Raw genomic sequence first — 23010 nt, 5'->3', positions numbered from 1 at the left:
AGGATTCGCAGATTTATAGCGATAAGTGAATAATAATAAATAGAAGGTTATGATTTAAATAATTATTGATAACTTGTTAAGTGTTCAATATACTGAACATCTATTCTATATATGAGACATCATTATAAGAATGATAGCCAGCTATTTGCAACCCCTATTCTCATTTTAATGATGATTTATCGCGTTATTTTTATATTTTCCCAATTTTACTGACTTTTATAGGTTCCTTATGAGCTCAACTGCTGTTCCTGCCTTGGACAAAACCTTTCAGATTTTAGATTTAATTACCGACAGTGCGCAGCCTTTGACGGCAGCTCATATTGCTAAAGAGCTCAATCTACCACGTAGCTCAACCCACAATATTTTGCAAAGTCTTTTGGCTAAGCATGTCATTTATAAAGACAGCGATAGCCGCTTTCATTTAGGCTCTTATTTGATGTATTGGGCAGGTAAGTATGAACAGCAGCAAGGCGTCATCCAGTTATTTAAAGACCTCATTGTCCAGTATCCGATTCTTCTTCAACATACAGTCACCTTATCTAAACTTGATTTAGGTGAAGTGGTTTTTTTAGCCTGTCATGAAGCGCCTGCCCCGCTTGGCTTTACCTTTCGCGCTGGTGTTCGCGTACCAGCGGTATTCTCTGCCACGGGCAAGGCCATGCTCTCAACCTTTTCTATGGACAGTATAAAATCTATCTACGCTACTGGCTTCCCTACGCCTATTACCCAACACGGTGTTGATAACTTTAGCGATTTGTCCACCGAGTTGACCGCCATTCAAAACAGTCGTATCTCACTCGATGATGGGCAACTGCGCGAAGGGATGTATTGTTTAGGTACTTATATTCGCAATGCGTCAGGCAATGCCGTTGCGGGTATGGCAGTTAGCTTTTTGCAAGGCGAATATGAGTCCAAGCGTGCTGAGGTCAGCGCGGTATTGATTGAATTGGCGCAGCAAATTGAGCAGCGTTTGGGTTTTATCGATAATAAATAAAACTTAAACGCTGCTAGTTTCTTGTTTACTTCAAACTCTTTCAGTTATTTTGGTGATAACTGTTAATCTTCTGAAATAAGCCCTGATAAAAATGCTTGCAAATTGTCATTGAGCTTTTGCAAGTAATACCCGCCCTCGACTAAAACAATCAGTGGTTTGTTTAGCGCTTTTATCTTTTGTGCCAATATTTTAAATCCTTGCGTACTCACCGCACATCTCGCTTCTGGGTCGTTCTCGTAAACATCAAAACCTAAGACATGCACAATGACATCAGGGTCAAATAGCGTTATCGCTTCAATAGATTTATCAACATACTCAAAAAACCCAGCTTCATCGGTGCCATGTGGCATCGGGAAGTTAATGTTATAGCCTTCACCCACGCCTGTGCCCCTTTCAAACGCATGCCCTGTCACGGCGGGATAAAAGTTAACGGGGTCACCGTGAACCGAGGTATAAAGCACATCGCTGCGACCATAAAATATCTCTTGGATACCTTGTCCGTGGTGCATGTCGGTGTCTATGATGGCGATTTTTTCGTATTTTTGCCGCAGATGTTCGGCGATGATGGCGGCGTTATTAAGGTAACAAAATCCACCTGCTGCGCTCTTGCGCGCATGGTGACCAGGCGGCCGTGAGAAGCAAAGCTGTATATGACTTTCGGCACGCTCGGTATCTGATAAATCATTGTTCAGCAATGCTTCAGCCGCATTGAGTGCAGTCTGTGCCGACCAATAAATGGACGTCCAAGAATGCTCGCTGATAGGTGCACTATCATCGGCCTGATACTTCGCCGCTTTTGCCATGATACCGATACCGGAATTGTCATACGGCACAAAAATCCCCGTTTGCACCTGTGCACCCAAATCTTCCTCTACTGCCATCCAGTCATCATAGCCATGTTTGAGAAACTCAACGTAACCAAAATCGTGAACCGCTAATATAGGCCCAATGCCAATATCGGTAACGGTCGTCACCTCTAACCCTAACGCTGCTGGTGCTTTTAAGAACTCAACCATACGCTCTGGTATCTCTAACGGCTCATGCATCTTTCCATAAGAAAAATAAGGGAGTGGTCTGTGTAGACTTAGATTTTCATGGCTATATATCTTCATGCTTAACATTCCTTTGTTTAACATTTTTTCCAATGGCGCTTTTTTTGATGCCTAACTAAACAATCCCATCGGCTTTTAGCTTAGCAATCATGTCGCTGTCGTAGCCCAAATCAGCAAGCGTACTATCGGTATGCTCGCTCAACTTCGGTGGCGGTGACCGATAAGTGACGGGTGATGCAGATAGTTTGATTGGACTACCAAGTGCTCTTACCGGACTGCCTTGCGTGGCAAAATCAACCACCATCTCACGTGCCAGCGCTTGCGGCATTGCCAAGGCTTCAGCGACATTATGAATTGCCCCGCACGGAATACCCGCTTTATCCAACACCTCTAACCAATAAGTGCGTGGTTGCTCGGCAAATTTCTTGCTCAGCTCATCACACAGCAGCTCACGATTAGCAACGCGTTGTGGATTGGTCGTAAAACGCTCATCCATGTGCCAATCCACTGCGAGCACGTCACATAGTTTGGCAAACTGACTGTCATTCCCACAGGCTAATATAAAGTGCTGCTCACCCTGACCTGCAAACACTTGATAAGGCACGATATTAGGATGCTGATTGCCCAGTCTGGGCGGGATTTGACCTGATGCCAAATGGTTCATACCCACATTGGCAAGCATGGCAAGCGCACTATCTAAAAGTGCAACGTCTACCTGTTGCCCTAACCCCGTAATCTCACGAGCAATCAAAGCCGCTTGAATACCAATCGTCAGCTGCAACCCTGCAAACAAATCGACCACTGCGACGCCAACTTTATGCGGTTCGCCATCACTTGGACCTGTAATGCTCATCAGTCCTGACAACCCCTGAATAATGTAATCATAACCAGGGCGCGCAGCATCTGGCCCTGTCTGACCAAACCCCGTCAATGACGCATAAATCAGACGTGGATTGTCTTGTTTTAGACTGTCATAATCCAAGCCATATTTTTTCAGACCACCCACTTTGAAATTCTCTACCAAGATATCACTATCAACGGCCAGTTTCTTAATGATGGCCTGCCCTGCATCAGTAGTGATATCGACCGTGAGTGATTTTTTATTACGATTGATGGTAGCGTAGTAAGCAGAGGTGTCATTGCTGAATGTTGGCGGTGCCCAATGGCGCGTTTCATCACCGATATGCGGACGCTCAACCTTGATGACTTCAGCGCCCAAATCTGCGAGTACTTGAGTACAAGAAGGACCTGCCAACACTCTCGATAAATCAAGCACCTTGATACCATGCAATGCACCTTTTGCCATATCCGTCATAATAATCCCTTATTGTGTCACGTATTTTTTTGATTTTTTGATGATAAAATTGTTCTTCATCATTTAATGGCTAAGCAGTAAAATCATGAAGAACAACTGAAAACGTACGCCACTATTAATGCTGTTATTAATAAAAAGCCAAGCAGTAACGTACGTTATAAATACAGTTGTATTAGCTAGGAATACTTAAAAGAATGCTTGAATACCAGTCTGCGCACGACCTAAGATGAGAGCATGAATATCGTGCGTACCTTCATAGGTGTTAACTGCCTCTAAGTTCATCACATGACGGATAATGTGGAACTCATCAGAGATACCATTACCGCCATGCATGTCACGCGAAATACGTGCGATATCTAGTGCTTTACCGCAGTTGTTACGCTTAATAAGTGAAATCATCTCAGGCGCTGCATTGTCTTCATCCATCAGACGACCCACACGTAGCGCGGCTTGTAGACCTAGCGTGATTTCAGTCTGCATATTGGCAAGTTTCAGCTGTACCAATTGTGTCGCGGCTAGCGGACGACCAAACTGCTTACGATCTAACGTGTACTGACGGGCAGCTTTCCAGCAGAATTCAGCCGCACCCATCGCGCCCCATGCGATACCGTAACGGGCTTTATTTAAGCAACCAAATGGTCCTTTTAAACCACGGATATCTGGGAAAGCATTGGCTTCAGGGACGAACACTTTGTCCATGACAATCTCACCTGTGACTGATGCACGTAGTGAAAATTTGCCTTCGATTTTCGGCGCAGACAAGCCTTTCATGCCTTTGTCTAAAACAAAACCTCGAATCTCACCAGCATCGTCTTTTGCCCAAACGACAAACACATCAGCGATAGGACTGTTGGTAATCCACATTTTATTACCCGTCAACTCATAACCGCCATCCACAGCACGCGCACGCGTCGACATTGATGAAGGGTCAGAACCCGAATCAGGCTCAGTCAGACCGAAACAACCGACATACTCACCCGATGCCAGCTTAGGCAAATAACGCTCTCTCTGCTCTTCAGTACCATACGCCCAAATAGGATGCATAACCAAGCTTGACTGTACGCTCATCGCTGAGCGGTAGCCTGAATCGACTGCTTCTACTTCCTTGGCAATCAGACCATAGGCAACACTCGATAAACCAGCACAGCCATAGCCTTCGATCGTCACACCCAGCAGACCCATCTCACCCATTTGGCGCATGATATTACGGTCAAAACTCTCGTTACGATTGGCCTCTAAAATGCCAGGCATGAGCTCATTTTGAAAAAACTGGCGGGCACTGTCCGTCACCATGCGTTCTTCGTCAGTGAGCTGGTCACGTAATAAAAATGGGTCTTCCCAATCAAAACTTGGACGAGTAGATGTTGCCATGTGGAGCTCCTTGATATCAGTCATCCTGACCGATGAATGGTGATTAATAAGTGGTTTGGACTAATAGGCTATTGACTTCATGATTCCGCTATGCGAAACTTAGTTTCATAATTTAAAACCATTTAAGCAAACTTTCGCCGCGCTGTAAACCTTTATCCAAAAAATATGAGTATAAAATGACAAAAACATTATCGGCAGCCATACCATTATTGGATCGTATGACGACCACGATTGAACAAAGCAAGGAAGATAATGATCGACAGTTCGTTACAGCACTGGGTCGCGGGCTGTCTTTACTCACAGCATTTGAAAATGATGGACGGCTCACCCATCAGCAATTGTGTCAGATGACAGATCTGCCAAAAGCGACCATTACTCGCCTTATCCATACTCTAACCACGCTTGGATTTTTACGTGTCACTGAGCACGGACAGTATCAATTGGGCAGTAGTGCTGTACGATTAAGTGCTACCGCATGGAGTCGTCACGATATGGTCGCAACGGCTGAACCATTACTGCGACAGTTTGCTAGTGAGAATGAAGTATCAGTGAATCTGGCAACCGAAGTCGAAGGAGAAATGCGTTATCACGCCTGCTGTCGTAGCCCTGCTCGCCTATCGGTCAATTTACAAGTCGGCTCAGCTGTACCCGTCGCTCGCACCGCTATTGGACGCGCTTTTTATGCGGCTAGCTCGCCAGCAAGACAGGCTGTCATTGAAGGTAATTTAAAAGAGCATTTATCTACAGAAGATTATAACCACGCGCAGTCTGCTCTATCTGACGCCGCAGAGCATTATAAAGCGCATGGCTATACGGTATCAGATGGTGAGTTCTCTACTGATATATTGGCAGTGGCCGTTGGTGTCTTTGATGTTGCGACTGGGCAGTATGCGTATTCACTCAATGCCAGTGTGCCGAGTGCCAATTGGGAAGCAGATGAATATGCGGCGACGATTGTGCCTAAATTGCAGGCACTGGCAGAAAGAATTGGTAGTGGGGTTTAAAAAAGAACAAACGATAAATCTATAGTACGAGCATCTTGGCTTAATTGATGGGTTTTATCTTATGAAAGATGCTTCATTTTAACCCATCAAACCGCAACCCGAACTTCATTAGATACTTACGCAATCTATCGCTATCATTCGGGCTTTTTAGCTTATCACGTGAATTCGCGTACAGGTAGCGCCCAGCCGCTGCTTGGTTTTTATGGTTGATACAAACCTCAATCACATACGCCAATTGCACCACATCAAACGGATCAATAGTTGTCAGAATCTCTTCATCGAGATATCTTCTTAAAATATTATGGCTACCCTGCTCAACAGTTTCGCTATCTAAACTAGTATCAGGGTTATTATCGCTTGGGCTATTTTTATTGCCTTTATTGTCATTAATTAAACTATTCGAGCCACTCAAACTGTCAGGCAGCTCCCAAAGATGTGTTAAGCGATCAATCTCCGCTTGCACATCATCATTGCGAATGACTTTACTTTCAGCTAGCGTGGTCAGGCGAATCATACTGGCCGTCAAATCACGAAAGTTCCCCTGCCATGTCGCATCCGCACTAATCGCAAAAGCTTCATACAGCTGCCTTGCTTCTGGGGTAAATCGATAGTGCTGCTGCTGCTCACTACCCAAACGCGCTAGCTCGTAGTCGATATTGGCAGGTAAGTCCTCTAGACGGTCTTTAAGCGATGGCAAAAAGAAAGTCCACGTATTAAGTCGCGCAAATAAATCCGCTCGAAACTCGCCATTAGCGACCGCTTGGCGCAAGTCTTTATTGGTACCTGCCATTAGCTGAAACGACACGCTAATCGGCGTATCACTACCGAGCGGGTAAAAGCGTTGTTCCTCAAGTACGGTCAGTAGCATCGCTTGCTCATCAAGCCCTAATTCACCGATTTCATCTAAGAATAATAAACCACCATCGGCTGATTTTAGCAGCCCATCTCGACCCGTCGCAGCGCCCGTAAATGCACCTTTGACATGACCAAATAGCACACTCATGGCAGTGTCACCACGCAGCGTGGCGCAGTTGACCTCGATGAATTGTTCAAGCGTGTTTTTGCCTTGTGTAATACTGGCTTTGGCTTTTTTGAGCGCGTAAATTTGGCCTGCCAATTGCGACTTGCCCGCCCCTGTTGCGCCCATCAGTAGTATGGGTGCAGTTGATCGGGTTGCGACCTTTTCAATGTCGGAGATGAGCTTTTGATAATCGGCATTTTGGGTGACTAGATTGGCTTGCAAGGTTTGCCAATGTTGCTGTTTTTCTGCCTCAAAACGCTCACGCAAGCCATCATAGCGCGAGACGTCCAAATCAATCACTTGATAGCGACCTTGCGGATCAGCTTGGTCAGGTCTTGGGCAAGGCGAGGTCTGAATCAAGTCTGCGGGAATAAAGCCCGCCTCTACCAATAAAAACCAGCAAATCTGCGCCACATGCGTACCTGTGGTCAAATGCAGTAAGTAGTCGGTATTGTCCTGAAAGTTAAATCCTGCGGCAAAGTCATACAGCTCAGTATAAACGTCGGCAAAATCCCATGGGCTAGCCAATGCCACATGATGACCAATAACGGTAGTGTTCGGGCTGACTTGTGCCACGTCATCGACAATTATTTTAAACAGGCGTTTATCACGCTTGCTATATAAGATATGTAGCTCATCGACCAGTAGCTCATCATGCAGACCTAAGCTCACGGTTGGTCGCCAGCGTTGCCAACGCTTGTCATTAAAGCCATTATCTAAAGTAGTGCCGAGGAAACCGATGACGGCGGTTTTGTTATTTGGATCACTATTCATAATATTACTTATCACTGATTATCATTAGTAAATCATATATTATTTTCTATCTAGTTAGATTTATTTCTATATATTTTTAGCCCATAGTTAAGTAAATTAATCTATTCGAAAAACAATTAAGAAATTAAACCATTTACTATCAATCACTTATAAATAAATTTTGAATATATTAAAAACTTGGCACGCCCTTAGCATCATATAAAGCAAGAATCATCTTTCATAATAAACAAACTTTGCAACGCTAAGGAAAATGCCATGCAACCAACTACTCATAACATCATTCAAGACGGTGGAACGCCAATTAGACTTTGGACTAAGGGCGTGCCTGTCGATCCAAAAGCACACGACCAATTGATCAAAGCCTCAAAAATGCCGTTTGTTTATAAATGGCTTGCGGTAATGCCCGATGTGCATGTCGGTATTGGCGCAACTATCGGTACGGTATTGCCGACTAAAGAAGCGATTATTCCGGCTGCCGTTGGCGTCGATATTGGCTGCGGAATGATGGCAGTACAAACCACCTTAATCGCAAACGACTTGCCCGATAGTTTGCTTGGTCTGCGTACCGAACTGGAAAAAGCCATTCCGCATGGTCGTAGTAAAACGCGTGGTCGCGGATCACGCCGTGATGTGGGTGCATGGGCAAACCCTGACGACACCGTAATGAACGGTTGGGGAACGCTGGTTGATGACTTTAACTATATAACCCAAAAGCACCCTAAGCTTAAAAACACCAATAACCTTAACCATTTGGGTACGCTGGGTACGGGTAACCATTTCGTCGAGGTGTGCCTTGATGAAACCAACCAAGTTTGGATCATGCTGCACTCAGGCTCACGCGGTGTGGGTAATGCCATTGGTCGCTACTTTATTGAGCTGGCACGTGAGGACATGCGCAAGTGGTTTATCAACTTGCCAGATAAAGATTTGGCTTACTTTGCCGAAGGTACAGAACATTTCGATGACTATTGGTTTGCGGTTGGTTGGGCGCAGCGTTTTGCTTTTAAAAACCGTGAAATCATGATGGAAAAAGCCATCAAAGCACTACGTCACATCATACCTAAGCCGTTTGATGCTGCCGTAAAAGCGGTGAACTGTCATCACAACTATGTGGCTAAAGAAGAGCACTATGGTGAAGAAGTATTTGTGACCCGTAAAGGCGCAGTGCGTGCCCGTGTTGGTGAATACGGAATCATTCCGGGGTCGATGGGTGCCAAATCATTCATCGTACGCGGTAAAGGAAACGAAGAGTCGTTTTGCTCTTGCTCGCATGGTGCAGGTCGTATCATGTCACGTACCGAGGCAAAAAAGGTATTTACAGTCGCCGATCAAATTGCACAGACCGAGGGCGTAGAATGCCGAAAGGACGCGGATGTGATTGATGAAATTCCAGCGGCTTATAAGAACATCGATGACGTGATGCAAGCGCAAAGTGATTTGGTAGAAGTGGTACATACACTGCGTCAGGTGGTTTGTGTTAAAGGTTAGGCAGAAACTATAATATTTTTTATAAAAAGGAGAAATTTTATGGAAGATTCCATTCACTCTAGGGTTCTATACACAAACTTACAGCTAGACAACGCATCTGAAATGATTGATAAAGGACAGTTTGAAGAAAGCTATAAGTTATGCTTATATTTGAAGGAGCTTCTAGAAGAAGTCCACGATCTCACTGAACCTAGTGTTTCCTACGCATTTTTTAGACTTGCTGGACTATTTATTGATTTGGGTAATAGAAATTTCAATCTAGAGTCTTCTCATATCGGATTGGAAATAATAGAGTCTAATAGCTTTGAAAATTGTTTAACTCGCGATAGTTATTACTACTGCTTAGCAAATGCCAAAAGCAATTTGACTCAAAATGAGTCCAATAACCATTGGAAAACTGATGTCAGTCGGATAGAAAGACTTTCAGAAATAGGATCATTGCTTCTTAAAGCAACTATGATTCGTAGAAGGAATAAAGATATTTTGGCGCCACAGGTCATGGTTAATATGGGAATAAATCTATATCAGCAGTATAGATTCTCAGAAGCATTAAGTTTATTTGATAAGATCAATTGTATGGGATTAGACATTCCAGAATCTTGGGTAAATCGCAGTGAATGTTTAGCACTATTAAATCAGATCACAGAAGTATTCTCGATCAAACAGTATAAAGAAGTAGCTAAAGGCTATTATCATGCTAGTGTTTCGAGTAAATTTCCTCCTGACTGGCAAAGCAGCTTTCTCGATAAGGCTAAACGCACAGAAGAAGAAATCAAAGAATATTGTTTGGATTTGGGTATAGATATAGAAGATGACAACCATTTAGATGAGCAGGAATACCAATCTTTTTCAGAGTATCGAAAGTGGTGCTTAGATAGCTTTTTAAGCCTTAGTGAACATGGCTTGTATTGTAAATGCTATGGAAGTGCCCGTGATAACTTAACTATTCCTTTAAATACTAGAGCTATATCTGGGAACTTCATCTATCCCATGGAAAAAGTGTTAAATAGATTAAAATCTGAGTTTGGTCTTGCCAGATTAATGTTATATGAATATAAATTTGCTAAAAGAGATAACGATATCGACGATGACGCTTGCTATGCAGAGCTATATGACAACGAGCTACTAGGAACAAATATTGAAAAGCTCCGTACTGCTTTTAGAATTTGCTTTGGTATATTAGACAAGATAGGTAATGCTGTAGCCTTGCTGTTTGATTTACAACTTAAAAATAATAAAGGTAAAGTCAGACCTTCATATTTTCATACTTTCTGGGAACTTGAAAATGAAGACAGACTGCAAAAGTTCGAAGCTTATAATAATGAAGGTTTGATTGGTTTATATAGTATAGCTTGTGATTTAAACCATAAGTTCGAAGGCGAGCTTAGTTTCTACAAGCAGTGGCGAAACGCCTTGGAACATATCTTCGTATTTATTTATGAGAATGAAAAACCTGAAAGCACTGAAGCCTCGTTAACCTATTATGAAGAACCAGTTTTTATTTCTGAGTCCGAATTTGTTGAGAGTGCAGAGCATGTTTTGCAGTTGACGCGTTCAGCTATTTTCTCTTTCGTCTTTGCAGTTAGGATCAAAGCTGAGAAAGAAGCTCTTGAAGATATTCCTAATATTTTAAGTCAGGACAAGTTTATCGAGCGAAAGAAATATACTTAGAAAATAAAAAATAAGAGAGAGGGAAACAAAATGAAACTCGCAGAAGCCTTACTCATTTGCCAATAAAGATAATAAATACTCATGACTAAAACAAAGCCCAAAACCCTAAAAATAGATGGCAGCACTGGCGAAGGTGGCGGGCAAATCATTCGCACTGCCCTATCGTTATCGATGCTCACAGGCACACCAATGGAGATCACCAATATTCGCGCTGGAAGAGCCAAATCAGGATTGATGCGTCAGCACTTGATGTGTGTACAAGCCTCGCAACAAATATCAAATGCCACCGTGACAGGTGCAGTTTTGGGCAGCGCATCGTTCCGCTTTACTCCTAATACTATACAATCTGGCAATTATACGTTTGATATTGGCTCAGCAGGCAGCACCAGTCTTGTGCTGCAAACACTATTGCCAGCGTTATTGTTTGCCAATACAGAGCAAAGCATCTACTCAACCGTAACGATAAAAGGTGGTACGCACAACACCCTAGCGCCAACCACGGACTTCCTACAGCAAGCGTTCGTCCCTGCATTAGCGAAATTGGGTATGCACGTGGGTATCGAATGCGTGCAAGCAGGGTTTGCGCCTATTGGTGGCGGCATGATTAAAGCGACGATAACGCCATTTATGCGCCATGCAAGCGCTTCACAATTTAACCTGACTAAACGCGGTAAGCTTAACTGTATAGAGCTGGTCGCGAGCGTGCTCAATCTAGAGTACGACATTTGCAAACGCGAGCTTGCCAGTGTTCAAGCATCATTGGTTGAAGCAGGTATTGATAAGACACTAATTACGACTAAAAGCTTTAAATTACAAGGCATCGGTGAAGGCAATAGCTGCTATGCACAAGTCACTCATGAGGTTTCTGACACCCAAAATCATAAAGAATATCACGCCGAGGTGTTCACTTTACTAGGAGAAAAACGCAGCTCGGCGGAAAAGATAGGTTGTCGTTTATCAGGCTTAGTCAAACGTTATGTATTTAACACCGACTCACTGGTCGATGCATACTTAACCGACCAATTACTCTTACCGTTGGCTTTAGCAGGCGGTGGCGAGTTTACCGCGCGTGTCGTTAGTAAGCACACTGAAACCCAAGCATGGCTCATTCAGCAATTTTTGCCCGTTGAGATTAAGCTTACAGTGATCGATGAGCAGAAAATTTTGGTACAAGTTGTCTGTTAAAATCACGCCACTAGCAACATCACCAGTAGCACTCTGTTACCCAATTACTGCTATGCAGTGATATCATATGTGTATGATGTAGGCGATAAATCTGAGCGCTTTGTCAGTGTCTAACAATAATGGTCATAAGAGGGTGGTTTTTACCCTACTCTCTCTTTAAATCATTGTCACCTTTTTAATATTTATGTATTACTGTTGAGTGTAGCCATGCCCCAATCTCGTACCAATCTAAATCCTGAACCTAAAACCAACTCTCCGTATTTGGTCGGCTTATTGCTGCGTTATAGCACCTTTGGCGCTGCCATCTTAATATTTTTAGCAGGTCTACTATTGCTAAATTGGTGGTTAATTATTCTCGGTGGGTTTGGGGTATGCTTGGGGATTTATGACGTCATACAATCAAAGCATGCTATTTTGAAAAACTATCCTGTTGCCGGACATATTCGTTATGTACTTGAAGACTTTCGTCCTGAAATTCGTCAATATTTACTAGAAAATGACAAAGAACAAGTACCGTTTTCACGCCAGCAGCGGGCGCTCATTTACCAACGTGCTAAGAACGTCAGCGACACCAATGCCTTTGGTACGTTAGATAATTTATACACCAATGGTAAAGAATGGTTTCTACAATCAGCGATTAGCCAACCTTTAGAAAACAAAGATTTTCGTATTATGGTCGGCGGTGAGCGTTGTCAACAGCCGCATGATATGTCGGTATTTAATATCTCGGCGATGAGCTTTGGCAGCTTATCGGCTAACGCGATTATGGCGCTCAATCAAGGCGCAAAAATGGGCGGCTTTACTCATGATACGGGTGAAGGGGCTATCAGCCCTTATCATCGCAAGTTCGGTGGTGATTTGATTTGGGAGCTAGGTACAGGGTATTTTGGTTGCCGTGATGATAGTGGCAATTTTGACCCGCAGTCTTTTGCCGAAAAAGCGGTTGATCCACAAGTAAAAATGATTGAAATTAAATTATCTCAAGGGGCAAAACCTGGTAAAGGTGGCGTGCTACCCGCGGAGAAAATCACCCAAGAAATCGCTGATACCCGTCAAGTACCGACAGGTCAAGATTGTGTGTCACCCTCATCGCATACAGCCTTTAGCACCCCGCGAGAATTGGTGGCTTTTTGGCAACAACTGCGTGAGTTGTCAGGCGGCAAACCTGTGGGCTTCAAACTTTGTGTTGGTCAGCCTTGGCAGTTTATGGCCATTGTGAAAGCCATGATCGAAACCGACAACTATCCTGATTTTATCGTCATCGATGGCGCAGAAGGGGGTACTGGCGCGGCTCCTGTCGAATTTATGGACAATGTCGGCATGCCGATGGTTGAAGGATTTTTATTAATACACAATACTTTGGTCGGCGCAGGCATTCGCGATAAAATCAAACTTGGTGTGAGCGGTAAAATCGTCTCTGGTTTCGATATTGCCCGTATGATTGCCTTGGGCGCAGACTGGTGTAATTCAGCGCGCGGCTTTATGTTTGCTGTTGGCTGTATTCAATCACGTTCGTGCCATACTAACACTTGCCCGACGGGCGTTGCCACCCAAGACCCTTATCGTCAAAAAGCGCTGGATGTACCAAGCAAAGCTGAGCGTGTCGCAAGCTTCCATAAAAACACTCTGAAATCCCTAGCCAGTATCGTCGGTGCGGTCGGCTTACAACACCCAAGCCAATTACAACCGTATCATATCGCGCGCCGCCTCGATGATGGACAGATAAAACTATTATCGAAGTTCTTTTATTTTACCGATAAGGGAGCGCTACTCAATAATAGCGCCCGCGCAGATGTGTTTAATCAGATGTGGGTCATGGCGAACCCAGATAGCTTTTTAGCCAATGATGACGCCCTCATTGCTTATAATAAAGACTCACGGGATAAAGGTAGAGAAACCACCACATCGGTGGAACAGAGCCTTGGTAACTTTGCGAGTATCACTGGCGGTGGGCAGTTAATCGGCAACGTCAACAATACTTTTCGCGAATTTCCGCCTAGCAGCGATTAAGAAATAGCGATCAAAAATCCGTGAGCCCTGACTATTTATATCTCACTCCATACTATAAAAGATATATCATTGATGCCAAATTTCGCTCTTCCCTTACCTTTAGGAGCAGTCGCCCTACTGTTGCTAAGTGTCAGTGCTTGCCAACCGATAAGCACTGATGCTGCTGACAACAAGACACAAAACTGGTCGTGCCAGACTCAGGATGCACCATTTTCTTATAGTGTTTGTAGCATTGACGCTCAAGCCTTGATGGATGGCCGCTACTCATTAAAATTATTTTGGCAGCAGCCTGATAGTACGAAATCGTTGCTAACCTTTGAGACGTTATTAGCCACATTGCCCTCAAATCAAGCGCTGAACTTTGCTATGAATGCCGGCATGTACAATGAGAACTATGCACCGATTGGCTATACCATCATTGATGGTGAAGAGATCAAATCGCTAAATCTCAAAGAAGGCGGTGGCAATTTCCATTTATTACCCAATGGTGTGCTGTGGTGGGATAAAGTTGGAAAAGTACATATCACAGAAAGCAACGCCTTAAACGAGCAGCTTAGCAGCGGCGAAGCGAAGCCTTGGTGTGCCACCCAATCAGGTCCTATGTTGGTTATCAATAACGAGATACATACACAGTTTAATCCTGATAGTACTTCACTCAAGATTCGTAATGGCGCAGGTGTTTGCGATGACGGCCACATAAAATTTGTCAATAGCGATGAGCCGGTGACATTTTATCAATTTGCATCGTTGTTTAAGAATGACTTAAACTGTCCGAATGCTCTGTTTTTAGATGGCGGGATTGCGTCGGCATTATATGCGCCCAGCATTGATAAGCATGATAAAAAAGAGATGGGCGTGATGGTTGGATTGGTTGAAAATAAAGATTAGGCGATATATTTGTTTTTAAAGATGTATCCATTTTTAAAATAGTGATAAAAATAAGATAAATTGCATTGAATAAAAAGCACTTGAGACGACTTTGTCATCCAAGTGCTTTTTTTATTAATAGCAACAGTGAATGGCTAACAATAGCTAAAATTAACCGCCCAAACTCATCTTGGGACCAAACGGTTCATAATGAACGCTATCAACACCGTGATCTAGCGTCACTAGCCCATCGATCATGCTTTCCATAAATGGCATCGAGCCACAGACATAAATATCAGCAGGCTTAGGTAATTGAGCAAGCCACGCCTCATCTAATAGTTGTCCAGACTCAAAATAGAAGACATGCTTATCTACAGTCTCAGCCTTTTCTAACAGCGTCTCCACTTCAGTATTGAAAGCGTGATGCGCATCATTTTGGCAAGCATAAACCCAGATAATAGGTCGTTTTGGATTGGCTAATACTTGTGCCTCCAACATAGATAACACAGGGGTTACGCCAACACCAGCACTCATCAATACTAGCGGAATCTCATTTTGCTGTACCAAGTCTTGATTGAGCGCAAAGTCACCTGCTGGTGCCGATAATAAAACCGTATCACCCACTTCTAATTGGTCGTGCATATAGTTAGAGACCAAACCATGATGCTCATTGCGGTTATCGCGTCTGACTGCAAACTGAATGCCTGCATCGGTACTAGCAGAGTACAAAGAGTAATGACGTAGCGCAACATGGTCACTGTCTTTTGGATCTGTTTTCACCGTGATGTACTGACCTGCGGTTAAAGTCAATTTGCTCAGATCGATCTCTTGATGACTTTCTGCATTATCATTGGCTGGTACAACTGTAAAAGCCGCAATATCCGTAGCAGCTGCTACCTTTTTAGTCACTACAAAAGGCGCAAAACCCTGCCACATTGCCTCCTCATACATGCCATGTTCAATCTGGATAAATACTGAGGCAATCTCATCATAAGCTTCAGTCCAAGCATTAATGATATCGTCATTGGCAGCCTCGCCCAGTACTTCCTTAATTGCACCAATTAAATGCTTACCCACGATAGGATAATGCTCAGGCAAAATCTGTAAAGCACGATGCTTGTGGCTGATTTGCGTGACTTGTGGCAATAACGTCGCCAATTTATCCAAGTGCTTAGCAGCGGCTAACACGGTCGTCGCTAGAGCCGTCTGTTGACGACCCAATTTTTGATTGGTTTCGTTAAAGATGTCCAACAGCTCAGGATGCTCTTCAAACATATTTTTATAAAACACCGTGGTGATTGCCGTTCCATGCTCTTCAAGGACGGGAACAGTTGCGGTGACGATTTCTAAAGTCTTTGGTGAAGCCATACTGTCTCTCTTATTAATACCAATTCCAAAATATCTGAGGAGCACCATCAAACTCGTGTAGTCTACTGAATGTAGTACTTGCACGCGCTTTTTGCTACTAAAATGATTGAAAATGGCATAAGTTCATTACATTGATTGGTTGATTAACATATGAAAAATGAAGTGCTTAAATAAGCAACGACGACTGATTTTTACAAACGATTATCAAATTCTTGTCATCAAATTTTTCGCCGAACCAGTCAAAACGCCTCTATAAGATTCATTTAAAATGAATGTTATCATATTTTGCTGCTTATACCAATGCCATATGACTGCAAAACTGATTATTTTTGACAAAAAAGCAGCCGCTATGCTGTCATAACGGCTGCTTTTATCAAAAAATATGGGGACTAACAGGTTTTCTAAGTTAGGGCGTATCTTTATCCACACGTCAAAATTAACGCGCTAGATAATTGGTCATCTCTTCTACCCCATGTAAGGTCATCGGATACATTTTATTGTCGAATAGTTTCTTAATTTCAACGATAGTTTGGGTATATTGCCAGTACGCTGGATCTTCAGGATTGAGCCAAGCGACTTTATCGAAATGCGCGAGCACCCGCTTGAGCCAAACAATACCCGCCTCATTGTTCATATATTCAACGCTGCCACCAACTGTCATCAGCTCATATGGCGACATTGACGCATCGCCGACGAAGATAACGCGATATTCACGACCGTATTTATTGAGCAGCTCATACGTTGGCATCGGCGCACTATGGCGACGGTTATTATCCTTCCAAACATAGTCATATAAACAGTTGTGAAAGTAAAAAAACTCTAAGGTTTTAAATTCATTTCTAGCCGCTGAAAATAGCTTTTCTAAGGCTTCAACATGGACATCCATACTGCCACCCACATCGAACAGCATTAGTACTTTGACGCGATTACGGCGCTCAGCTTGCATATGGATGTCGAGAACGCCTTTTTTGGCCGTGCGTTTGATAGTCTCATGAATGTCTAGCTCATCCGCGCTACCAGTACGGGCAAACTGACGCAAGTTACGTAACGCCATCTGAATTTGGCGCGTGCCAAGCTGACTGTCATCATCGAGATTGCGATATTTACGCTGCTCCCAGACTTTAGCGGCGCTACGCTTACGCGATTCACCGCCGACGCGCACCCCTTCCGGATGATCACCATAAGCCCCAAATGGTGACGTACCGCCAGTGCCGACCCATTTATTACCGCCTTGATGCCGCTCTTTTTGCTCTTTGAGACGCTCCTCAAGTGCTTTCATTAGCTCCTCTAACGAGCCGTATTTTTTGAGCAGTCGGCGCTGCTCTTCGGTTAGGTTTTTTGGGTCTAATTTTAAGTCAAGCCACTCTTTAGGAATGTCCGTCAATTTAGCCAACAGCTCATCCATATCTAGACTGTCGACGCCTTCGAAATAATCTGCCATTGCTCGATCGAATTTATCAAAATGGCGTTCGTCTTTGACCATACAAAGCCGAATCAGCCGGTACATATCCTCACGACTGGCAAAGGTAGACAGCTCTGGATTTTCAGGATGCGGCTGCATCATCAGCCCTTGATCTAACGCGGCATTTAGGTCAAGCAGCTCACGCGTACTGACTGGCACACCATAAGTACGTAAGGTATAGAACAATTTGATAAACATAAGAGTCGCATCGCTTATTGGCTGATATGGTGACGAGTGAAGCCATTTTATTAGGGCGTGTCGTCATTTTGAAAATAGTCTGTTGCTTAACGGCGCATTATATTAGCAAAGCGTTGTAACAAACTCACATCGGCTTCATTTTTGAGCAGCGCGCCATATAACGGTGGAATAGACTTTTCACCACGCAAGTTTTCTTCTAGCTCTGCTTGCGCCATATCATCAGCCAGTAGTAACGTTAACCAATCTACCAATTCTGAGGTTGATGGTGGCTTTTTAAGCCCTTGGACATTACGCAGCTTATAAAATATATCCAGTGCATCATTGACCAGCTTTTCTTGGATATTAGGGAAATGCACGTCAATGATTTGACGCATGGTTTCTTCTTCTGGAAAGTCAATATAATGAAAGAAGCACCGACGCAAGAAAGCATCGGGCAACTCTTTTTCATTGTTTGAGGTGATAATAACCACAGGACGCTGCTCGGCAGTGATGGTTTCTCCCGTCTCATAGACATAAAAAGACATTTTATCAAGCTCATGCAGCAAGTCATTTGGGAACTCGATATCAGCTTTATCAATTTCATCAATCAGCAACACACTGCGCTCGTTACTGGTAAATGCCTCCCATAGCTTACCGGGCTTGATATAATTGCCAATCTCATAAACCTTATCATCACCCAGTTGCGAGTCACGCAAGCGCGATACGGCATCATACTCATACAACCCTTGCTCCGCTTTGGTGGTTGACTTAATGTGCCACGTAATCAGCGGCATCCCTAAGCTTTCAGCGACCTCCTCCGCCAATAATGTTTTACCGGTGCCTGGCTCGCCTTTAATCAATAGTGGTTTTTGTAACGTCATCGCTGCATTGACCGCCAGCTGCAAATCGTCAGTGGCAATATAGTTTTGCGTACCAGTAAAGCTTTTTTTCGTTTTATCAGTCGTGGTCATAATCAAGTCTCAGTTATTGTTATAGATTAGGGCGATCAAGAGCCAGAAAAGGCTTAAAGGCAATTGATGGCAAATAAATAATCATTTAGATTAGCACAGCATGATTGATTGCCAAAATACTCATGCGTTCGCAGTTGTTGAAAAATAATAGATACCTTGAACGCCTTTTGACGGTTGGTCGGCACAGTCATAAAACGTTTTTTCATAAAAAAAGACACGCATGGTGTCTTTTTTTATGGTGCTTTTCATTCACAGTACTTTTATTGATAGCGTCTTTTATATAGCTACTATAAAAGCAAAGCTCCAACCATCGCTAGCGAAATTTTAATATCATTTTACTGACGGCACTTTATTAATGCTACTTTACTACTTATCGAGCTTTTCCATATTAGGCTTTTTAGCTAAACTGCTGTCTTTTTTTAAGCTAACGTCTGCTTTAGGATTAGCCGCTAAAGGCGTTTTATTAGACGGTTCAGCAACAGTGGCTTGATCGGTTAAAGTCGTACCTTCTGTCAAATAATTGCCAGTCGTCAGCTGCATGGTAGATTGTGTATCTTCTGCAGTACGACTGCGCGCTTTGTCTAGACTTGACTCAAAAGCACCGCGAATAAGCTGCCAGACGAAGCCTACAAACAAGCCGACCACTAACACCACAAGTATCGGCAGCATATTGGTAATCGCGCCAGCCGTGTCCTTCATCATAATCGCATAAACCACGGCGATACTAGCGGGGGCAATCACACTTGGATCGCCAAGGGCAGTACCTGGTGCCAATAACACAGCAAACAGTATCATCCAACTCATACCGCCCAACGGCCGCGGCAGCATACGAGCGACCAGCAACCACAATACCAACACAATAACGACACCACCCAGATACGCATACATCGGTAAGTCTGCGGGTGGCACGTCTTTTACCAGCTGTCCCCACCAAATAGCAATTTCGCCGAGAATATCACTAATGGCTTCCAGCGGTAAGCTGTTTATAATACCTTTTAACCAGTCCATGCGTGTGTAGTTACCTGCGTTTATAAATTGTGCAGCGCGTTTACGCGCTTAACGATAGACAGTGTGCTATTTCAACGAACCATAATATCGAATACATTATCGTCAAAAGCACTTAAGACATAAGCACTTGAAACACGACCTTTTGCCTCGCCACGTATTTTTTGTCTTGTCACTCATATAGCCTGCTAGTTTATCACGACTTTCTACCAAAATGCATGAGCGCAAATGTGTCATAAACTTTTTCTTGCTGGCTGTCATGCAACACAGTCAAAAGAGGCTAATTAAAAACTCGCTTCAAAAATACCCATTAATCATAAATATTGTCTTGTGCTTCGCGCGCACGTAATTCCGCTTGGCGACGCATCACATCTTGCGGTGGCATTTGTACAAAATACCCTTGCGACTGTAATTTTGCCAGTACCTCTGCTTTATCAACGCGCGCAAGCGTCGGCGTATTGGCTAAGTCCAAGTGCATCACAAATTTACTGCGCCCTAAACTGGCACGAAAATCTTTTGGTAATACGCCAAGCCAATCTTTAATCTCGTCGGTATCGTCAGGATAATCAGGACGGGCAATATAGACATACATATCGTTATGTTTGGGGAATTTATAAATATCACAATGCATAATAATGACCTATCAGAAACTATCGCCATAGATTAGCATATTTTGGGTGAATATCAGTAGTCGCTTTACGTTTTACAATGGGCATTCATGCTAAATTGACTACTACCTACCAAACGTAAAACGCTTTACTTATCGATACGGTATTGATTATTCTCACAAAAAATCATTTTTGCCAAAATTATTCACTTTAATCGCCTAGATGACTTGTAAAAGCGCGGTGAACCTTTCATAATAAAAGCGTTTTTCAGGAGAGAGTCTTGAGCACAATATCAAGTGCGTTCATATTAATGAGCTGGCGCTGATAGTTGTTACTTGACCACCGAAGGCGCATCCACCCTGCCAATCGCTCAGGTAAAAGGACTGAAAAACACATGTCACGACTGTTTCGCTGTCTACCATCAATTGCGTAGTACACCCAAACATAAGGCATAACAAATCTGGAGAGCGGTAAGGACGGACGACGCCTTACCCACCGAAGGGGAGAAAATGCGACATCATTTAATTTGGTTTTTTAAGGCTGATGCTTTTAAAAACGTGCAATGATGGTTCGTGTTGAAAATCTCAGGTTACAGGACAGATAGGGCTTTTGCTTAAACCGACGTTCAGCGTCTGTTTGGCGGATTGCGCTATTTTTCTGTGCTACCCTTGGTTGCAATGTTTGCACCTTGCAATATTGCTTCTCGCTACTATGATAAAGCACATCAGCCCTCATACTTTGATACTTGTTTTTACGACTGGTTATCGAATTCAGCTGATGTCCACATAAGGATTTGTTATGACCACTACTCAAGATAATACTGCTCAAAGCGCCAACACTTCAGCCCCTAAACGCACACCTCTTTATCAGTCTCACGTTGATAGTGATGGCAAGCTGGTGGATTTTTCTGGTTGGGAATTACCAATCCATTATGGTTCGCAAATCGAAGAGCACGAAGCGGTGCGTACTGATGCTGGTATGTTTGATGTCTCACACATGGTCGTCGCTGATGTTAAAGGTAGCGGTACCAAAGCATGGCTACAAAAGCTACTGGCCAATGATGTCGATAAACTCAAAACCGTCGGTAAAGCGCTATATTCTGGCATGCTCAACGAGCAAGGTGGCGTCATCGATGACTTAATCGTTTACTTGATGAACGAAAACTCTACTGAATATCGTATCGTCTCAAACGCTGCTACTCGTGATAAAGACATGGCGCAATTTGATAAAGTCGCCGAAGGTTTTGACATCAGCATCACCGAGCGTCCAGAGCTTGCCATGATTGCCGTGCAAGGACCAAACGCTGTTGAAAAGCTCGCGCAAACCAAACCTAGCTGGGCAGATACTTTAGCTGGTCTTAAGCCTTTCGTTGGTGCTGATTTAACAGACATCGAAGGCAAAGATTGGTTCGTTGCTCGGACTGGCTACACTGGCGAAGATGGCGTCGAAGTCATTATGCATGGTAATGATGCACCCGCGTTTTTTGAACAATTAAAAGCCCATGGCATTAAACCTGCCGGGCTTGGCGCGCGTGATACCTTGCGTATGGAAGCTGGCATGAACCTCTATGGTCATGACATGGACGACAACGTCAGTCCTTACGAGTGCAACATGGGCTGGACACTCGCGCTTAAAGACGAACGTGATTTTGTCGGTCGTGATGCTTTAGTTAGTAAACGCCGACAGTCAAAAGACAATAGCTCTGCCATGAAGCAAGTTGGCTTGTTGCTAACGACGCGCGGCGTATTGCGTGAAGGCATGACAGTCACCATCAATCAAGGCACGGACAATGAACAAACTGGCATTATCACCAGTGGTACATTCTCCCCTAGTCTAAAAAATTCAATTGCGATTGCCCGTGTGCCTGCCAGCGTATCAGATGATGATAGCGTTCAGGTCGATCTGCGCGGCAAAGGCAAGTTCGTTGATGTTCGTGTTCTTAAGCTACCGTTTGTCCGTAATGGCAAACAGCAGTTTGACTCGTAGGCATTATAAACCCTATTATTAACGTCCACTATTTTTGTTAACCATCCTCTATCATTTAGGAGAGAGACCATGAGCAATATCCCAGCAGAACTAAAATACATCGCCAGCCACGAGTGGTTACGCCTAGAAGACGACGGTACTATCACTGTTGGTATCACTGACCATGCTCAAGACCTATTGGGTGACGTGGTATTCGTTGAATTGCCAGACGTGGGCGACATCATCGCTGTTGATGACGAAATCTCTGTAGTTGAATCAGTAAAAGCTGCTTCTGACGTTTATGCGCCTATCTCAGGTGAAGTCGTTGCGATCAACGAAGCCCTAGAAGACGATCCAGAAATCATCAACTCTGACCCATATGGCGAAGGTTGGTTCTTTAGAATGAAGCCTGACAACATCGCTGATTACGAAGCACTGCTAACCGCTGATGAGTACGAAAACGAGCTGTAATCTAATCTTCACTCTCTCGCTTAAAAGCGGTGTTTGATTTAAATGCCGCTACTTATAACCTTAAAAAATATAGCTTGTTATGACAGATATTGGCGTCAGCTGATATCTGTACGCTTTTTCTTAGAATGCTTATCGCTCAATTTATTGCGTCCAATCGCTATCTGATTTATTCATATCAATTACCTGTCAGGCGCTATTAAAGAGACGTACTCAATACTGCCCCAAGTTGAT

General features: G+C 43.6%; 18 protein-coding genes and 2 riboswitches. Of the genes, 9 read left to right on the top strand and 9 right to left on the bottom strand.

All coding sequences use genetic code 11. From position 1 onward, the window contains the following. The first annotated feature begins 229 nt into the window (after positions 1–229). On the top strand, positions 230–994 hold the full coding sequence (locus I3257_RS02295) for an IclR family transcriptional regulator (RefSeq protein WP_238048694.1): 765 nt from the start codon (positions 230–232) through the stop codon (positions 992–994). A gap of 62 nt (positions 995–1056) precedes the next feature. On the opposite strand, the gene I3257_RS02290 is transcribed toward I3257_RS02295, so the two are convergent. From I3257_RS02290 to I3257_RS02280, 3 genes are all read right to left on the bottom strand, one after another. After that, entirely contained in the window at positions 1057–2106 is a 1050-nt protein-coding gene (locus tag I3257_RS02290) for a histone deacetylase family protein (RefSeq protein WP_238048693.1), read from the bottom strand. 55 nt (positions 2107–2161) lie between these two features. Beyond that, positions 2162–3361 (bottom strand): CaiB/BaiF CoA-transferase family protein, encoded by a 1200-nt coding sequence (locus I3257_RS02285; protein WP_238048692.1) that lies wholly within the window; start codon positions 3359–3361, stop codon positions 2162–2164. Between the two features lie 186 nt (positions 3362–3547). Beyond that, positions 3548–4732 (bottom strand): acyl-CoA dehydrogenase, encoded by a 1185-nt coding sequence (locus tag I3257_RS02280; protein WP_238048691.1) that lies wholly within the window; start codon positions 4730–4732, stop codon positions 3548–3550. A 176-nt stretch (positions 4733–4908) separates the two neighbouring features. Between I3257_RS02280 and I3257_RS02275 the strand changes: the two genes are divergently transcribed. Continuing rightward, positions 4909–5736, top strand: coding sequence for an IclR family transcriptional regulator (locus I3257_RS02275; RefSeq protein ID WP_238048690.1), 828 nt, complete (start codon positions 4909–4911; stop codon positions 5734–5736). 73 nt (positions 5737–5809) lie between these two features. Here the strand turns inward: I3257_RS02275 and rtcR are convergent, their stop codons facing one another. After that, on the bottom strand, positions 5810–7531 hold the full coding sequence (rtcR, locus tag I3257_RS02270) for an RNA repair transcriptional activator RtcR (protein WP_238048689.1): 1722 nt from the start codon (positions 7529–7531) through the stop codon (positions 5810–5812). Positions 7532–7786: 255 nt separating this feature from the next. Between rtcR and I3257_RS02265 the strand changes: the two genes are divergently transcribed. The 5 genes from I3257_RS02265 (at position 7787) to I3257_RS02245 (ending at position 14773) form a co-directional block, all read left to right on the top strand. Continuing rightward, on the top strand, positions 7787–9019 hold the full coding sequence (locus tag I3257_RS02265) for an RtcB family protein (RefSeq protein WP_238048688.1): 1233 nt from the start codon (positions 7787–7789) through the stop codon (positions 9017–9019). Between the two features lie 39 nt (positions 9020–9058). After that, a complete protein-coding gene (locus I3257_RS02260) occupies positions 9059–10690 on the top strand; it encodes an LA2681 family HEPN domain-containing protein (protein WP_238048687.1) in 1632 nt (543 codons plus the stop codon). Positions 10691–10771: 81 nt separating this feature from the next. After that, positions 10772–11875 (top strand): RNA 3'-terminal phosphate cyclase, encoded by a 1104-nt coding sequence (gene rtcA, locus I3257_RS02255; RefSeq protein WP_238048686.1) that lies wholly within the window; start codon positions 10772–10774, stop codon positions 11873–11875. Between the two features lie 207 nt (positions 11876–12082). Further along, positions 12083–13885, top strand: coding sequence for an FMN-binding glutamate synthase family protein (locus I3257_RS02250; RefSeq protein ID WP_087813738.1), 1803 nt, complete (start codon positions 12083–12085; stop codon positions 13883–13885). Between the two features lie 72 nt (positions 13886–13957). Beyond that, the gene (locus I3257_RS02245; protein WP_238048685.1) at positions 13958–14773 is read left to right on the top strand and encodes a phosphodiester glycosidase family protein; all 816 of its coding nucleotides are present in this window, start codon (positions 13958–13960) and stop codon (positions 14771–14773) included. A 150-nt stretch (positions 14774–14923) separates the two neighbouring features. Here the strand turns inward: I3257_RS02245 and I3257_RS02240 are convergent, their stop codons facing one another. The 5 genes from I3257_RS02240 to I3257_RS02220 form a co-directional block, all read right to left on the bottom strand. Further along, complete coding sequence (locus I3257_RS02240) at positions 14924–16120, bottom strand: globin domain-containing protein (RefSeq protein ID WP_238048684.1); 1197 nt, start codon at positions 16118–16120, stop codon at positions 14924–14926. Between the two features lie 436 nt (positions 16121–16556). Further along, on the bottom strand, positions 16557–17780 hold the full coding sequence (locus I3257_RS02235; RefSeq protein ID WP_238048683.1) for a VWA domain-containing protein: 1224 nt from the start codon (positions 17778–17780) through the stop codon (positions 16557–16559). 86 nt (positions 17781–17866) lie between these two features. Then, a complete protein-coding gene (locus I3257_RS02230; protein WP_238048682.1) occupies positions 17867–18730 on the bottom strand; it encodes a MoxR family ATPase in 864 nt (287 codons plus the stop codon). 366 nt (positions 18731–19096) lie between these two features. Next, the gene (locus tag I3257_RS02225; RefSeq protein ID WP_045445440.1) at positions 19097–19738 is read right to left on the bottom strand and encodes a hypothetical protein; all 642 of its coding nucleotides are present in this window, start codon (positions 19736–19738) and stop codon (positions 19097–19099) included. 307 nt (positions 19739–20045) lie between these two features. Beyond that, complete coding sequence (locus I3257_RS02220; protein WP_045451381.1) at positions 20046–20366, bottom strand: YcgL domain-containing protein; 321 nt, start codon at positions 20364–20366, stop codon at positions 20046–20048. Positions 20367–20601: 235 nt separating this feature from the next. Beyond that, a riboswitch (glycine riboswitch) is annotated at positions 20602–20739 on the top strand. A 54-nt stretch (positions 20740–20793) separates the two neighbouring features. Next, a riboswitch (glycine riboswitch) is annotated at positions 20794–20953 on the top strand. A gap of 188 nt (positions 20954–21141) precedes the next feature. Between I3257_RS02220 and gcvT the strand changes: the two genes are divergently transcribed. After that, entirely contained in the window at positions 21142–22329 is a 1188-nt protein-coding gene (gene gcvT, locus I3257_RS02215; RefSeq protein WP_055123897.1) for a glycine cleavage system aminomethyltransferase GcvT, read from the top strand. 69 nt (positions 22330–22398) lie between these two features. Beyond that, a complete protein-coding gene (gene gcvH / locus I3257_RS02210) occupies positions 22399–22779 on the top strand; it encodes a glycine cleavage system protein GcvH (RefSeq protein WP_011280078.1) in 381 nt (126 codons plus the stop codon). Positions 22780–23010: the final 231 nt, after the last annotated feature.

It is taken from the genome of Psychrobacter sp. Ps7 (assembly GCF_022129225.1).
In the GTDB taxonomy this organism is placed as follows: domain Bacteria; phylum Pseudomonadota; class Gammaproteobacteria; order Pseudomonadales; family Moraxellaceae; genus Psychrobacter; species Psychrobacter immobilis_A.
This window is presented reverse-complemented; position numbering and strand designations above follow the sequence as displayed.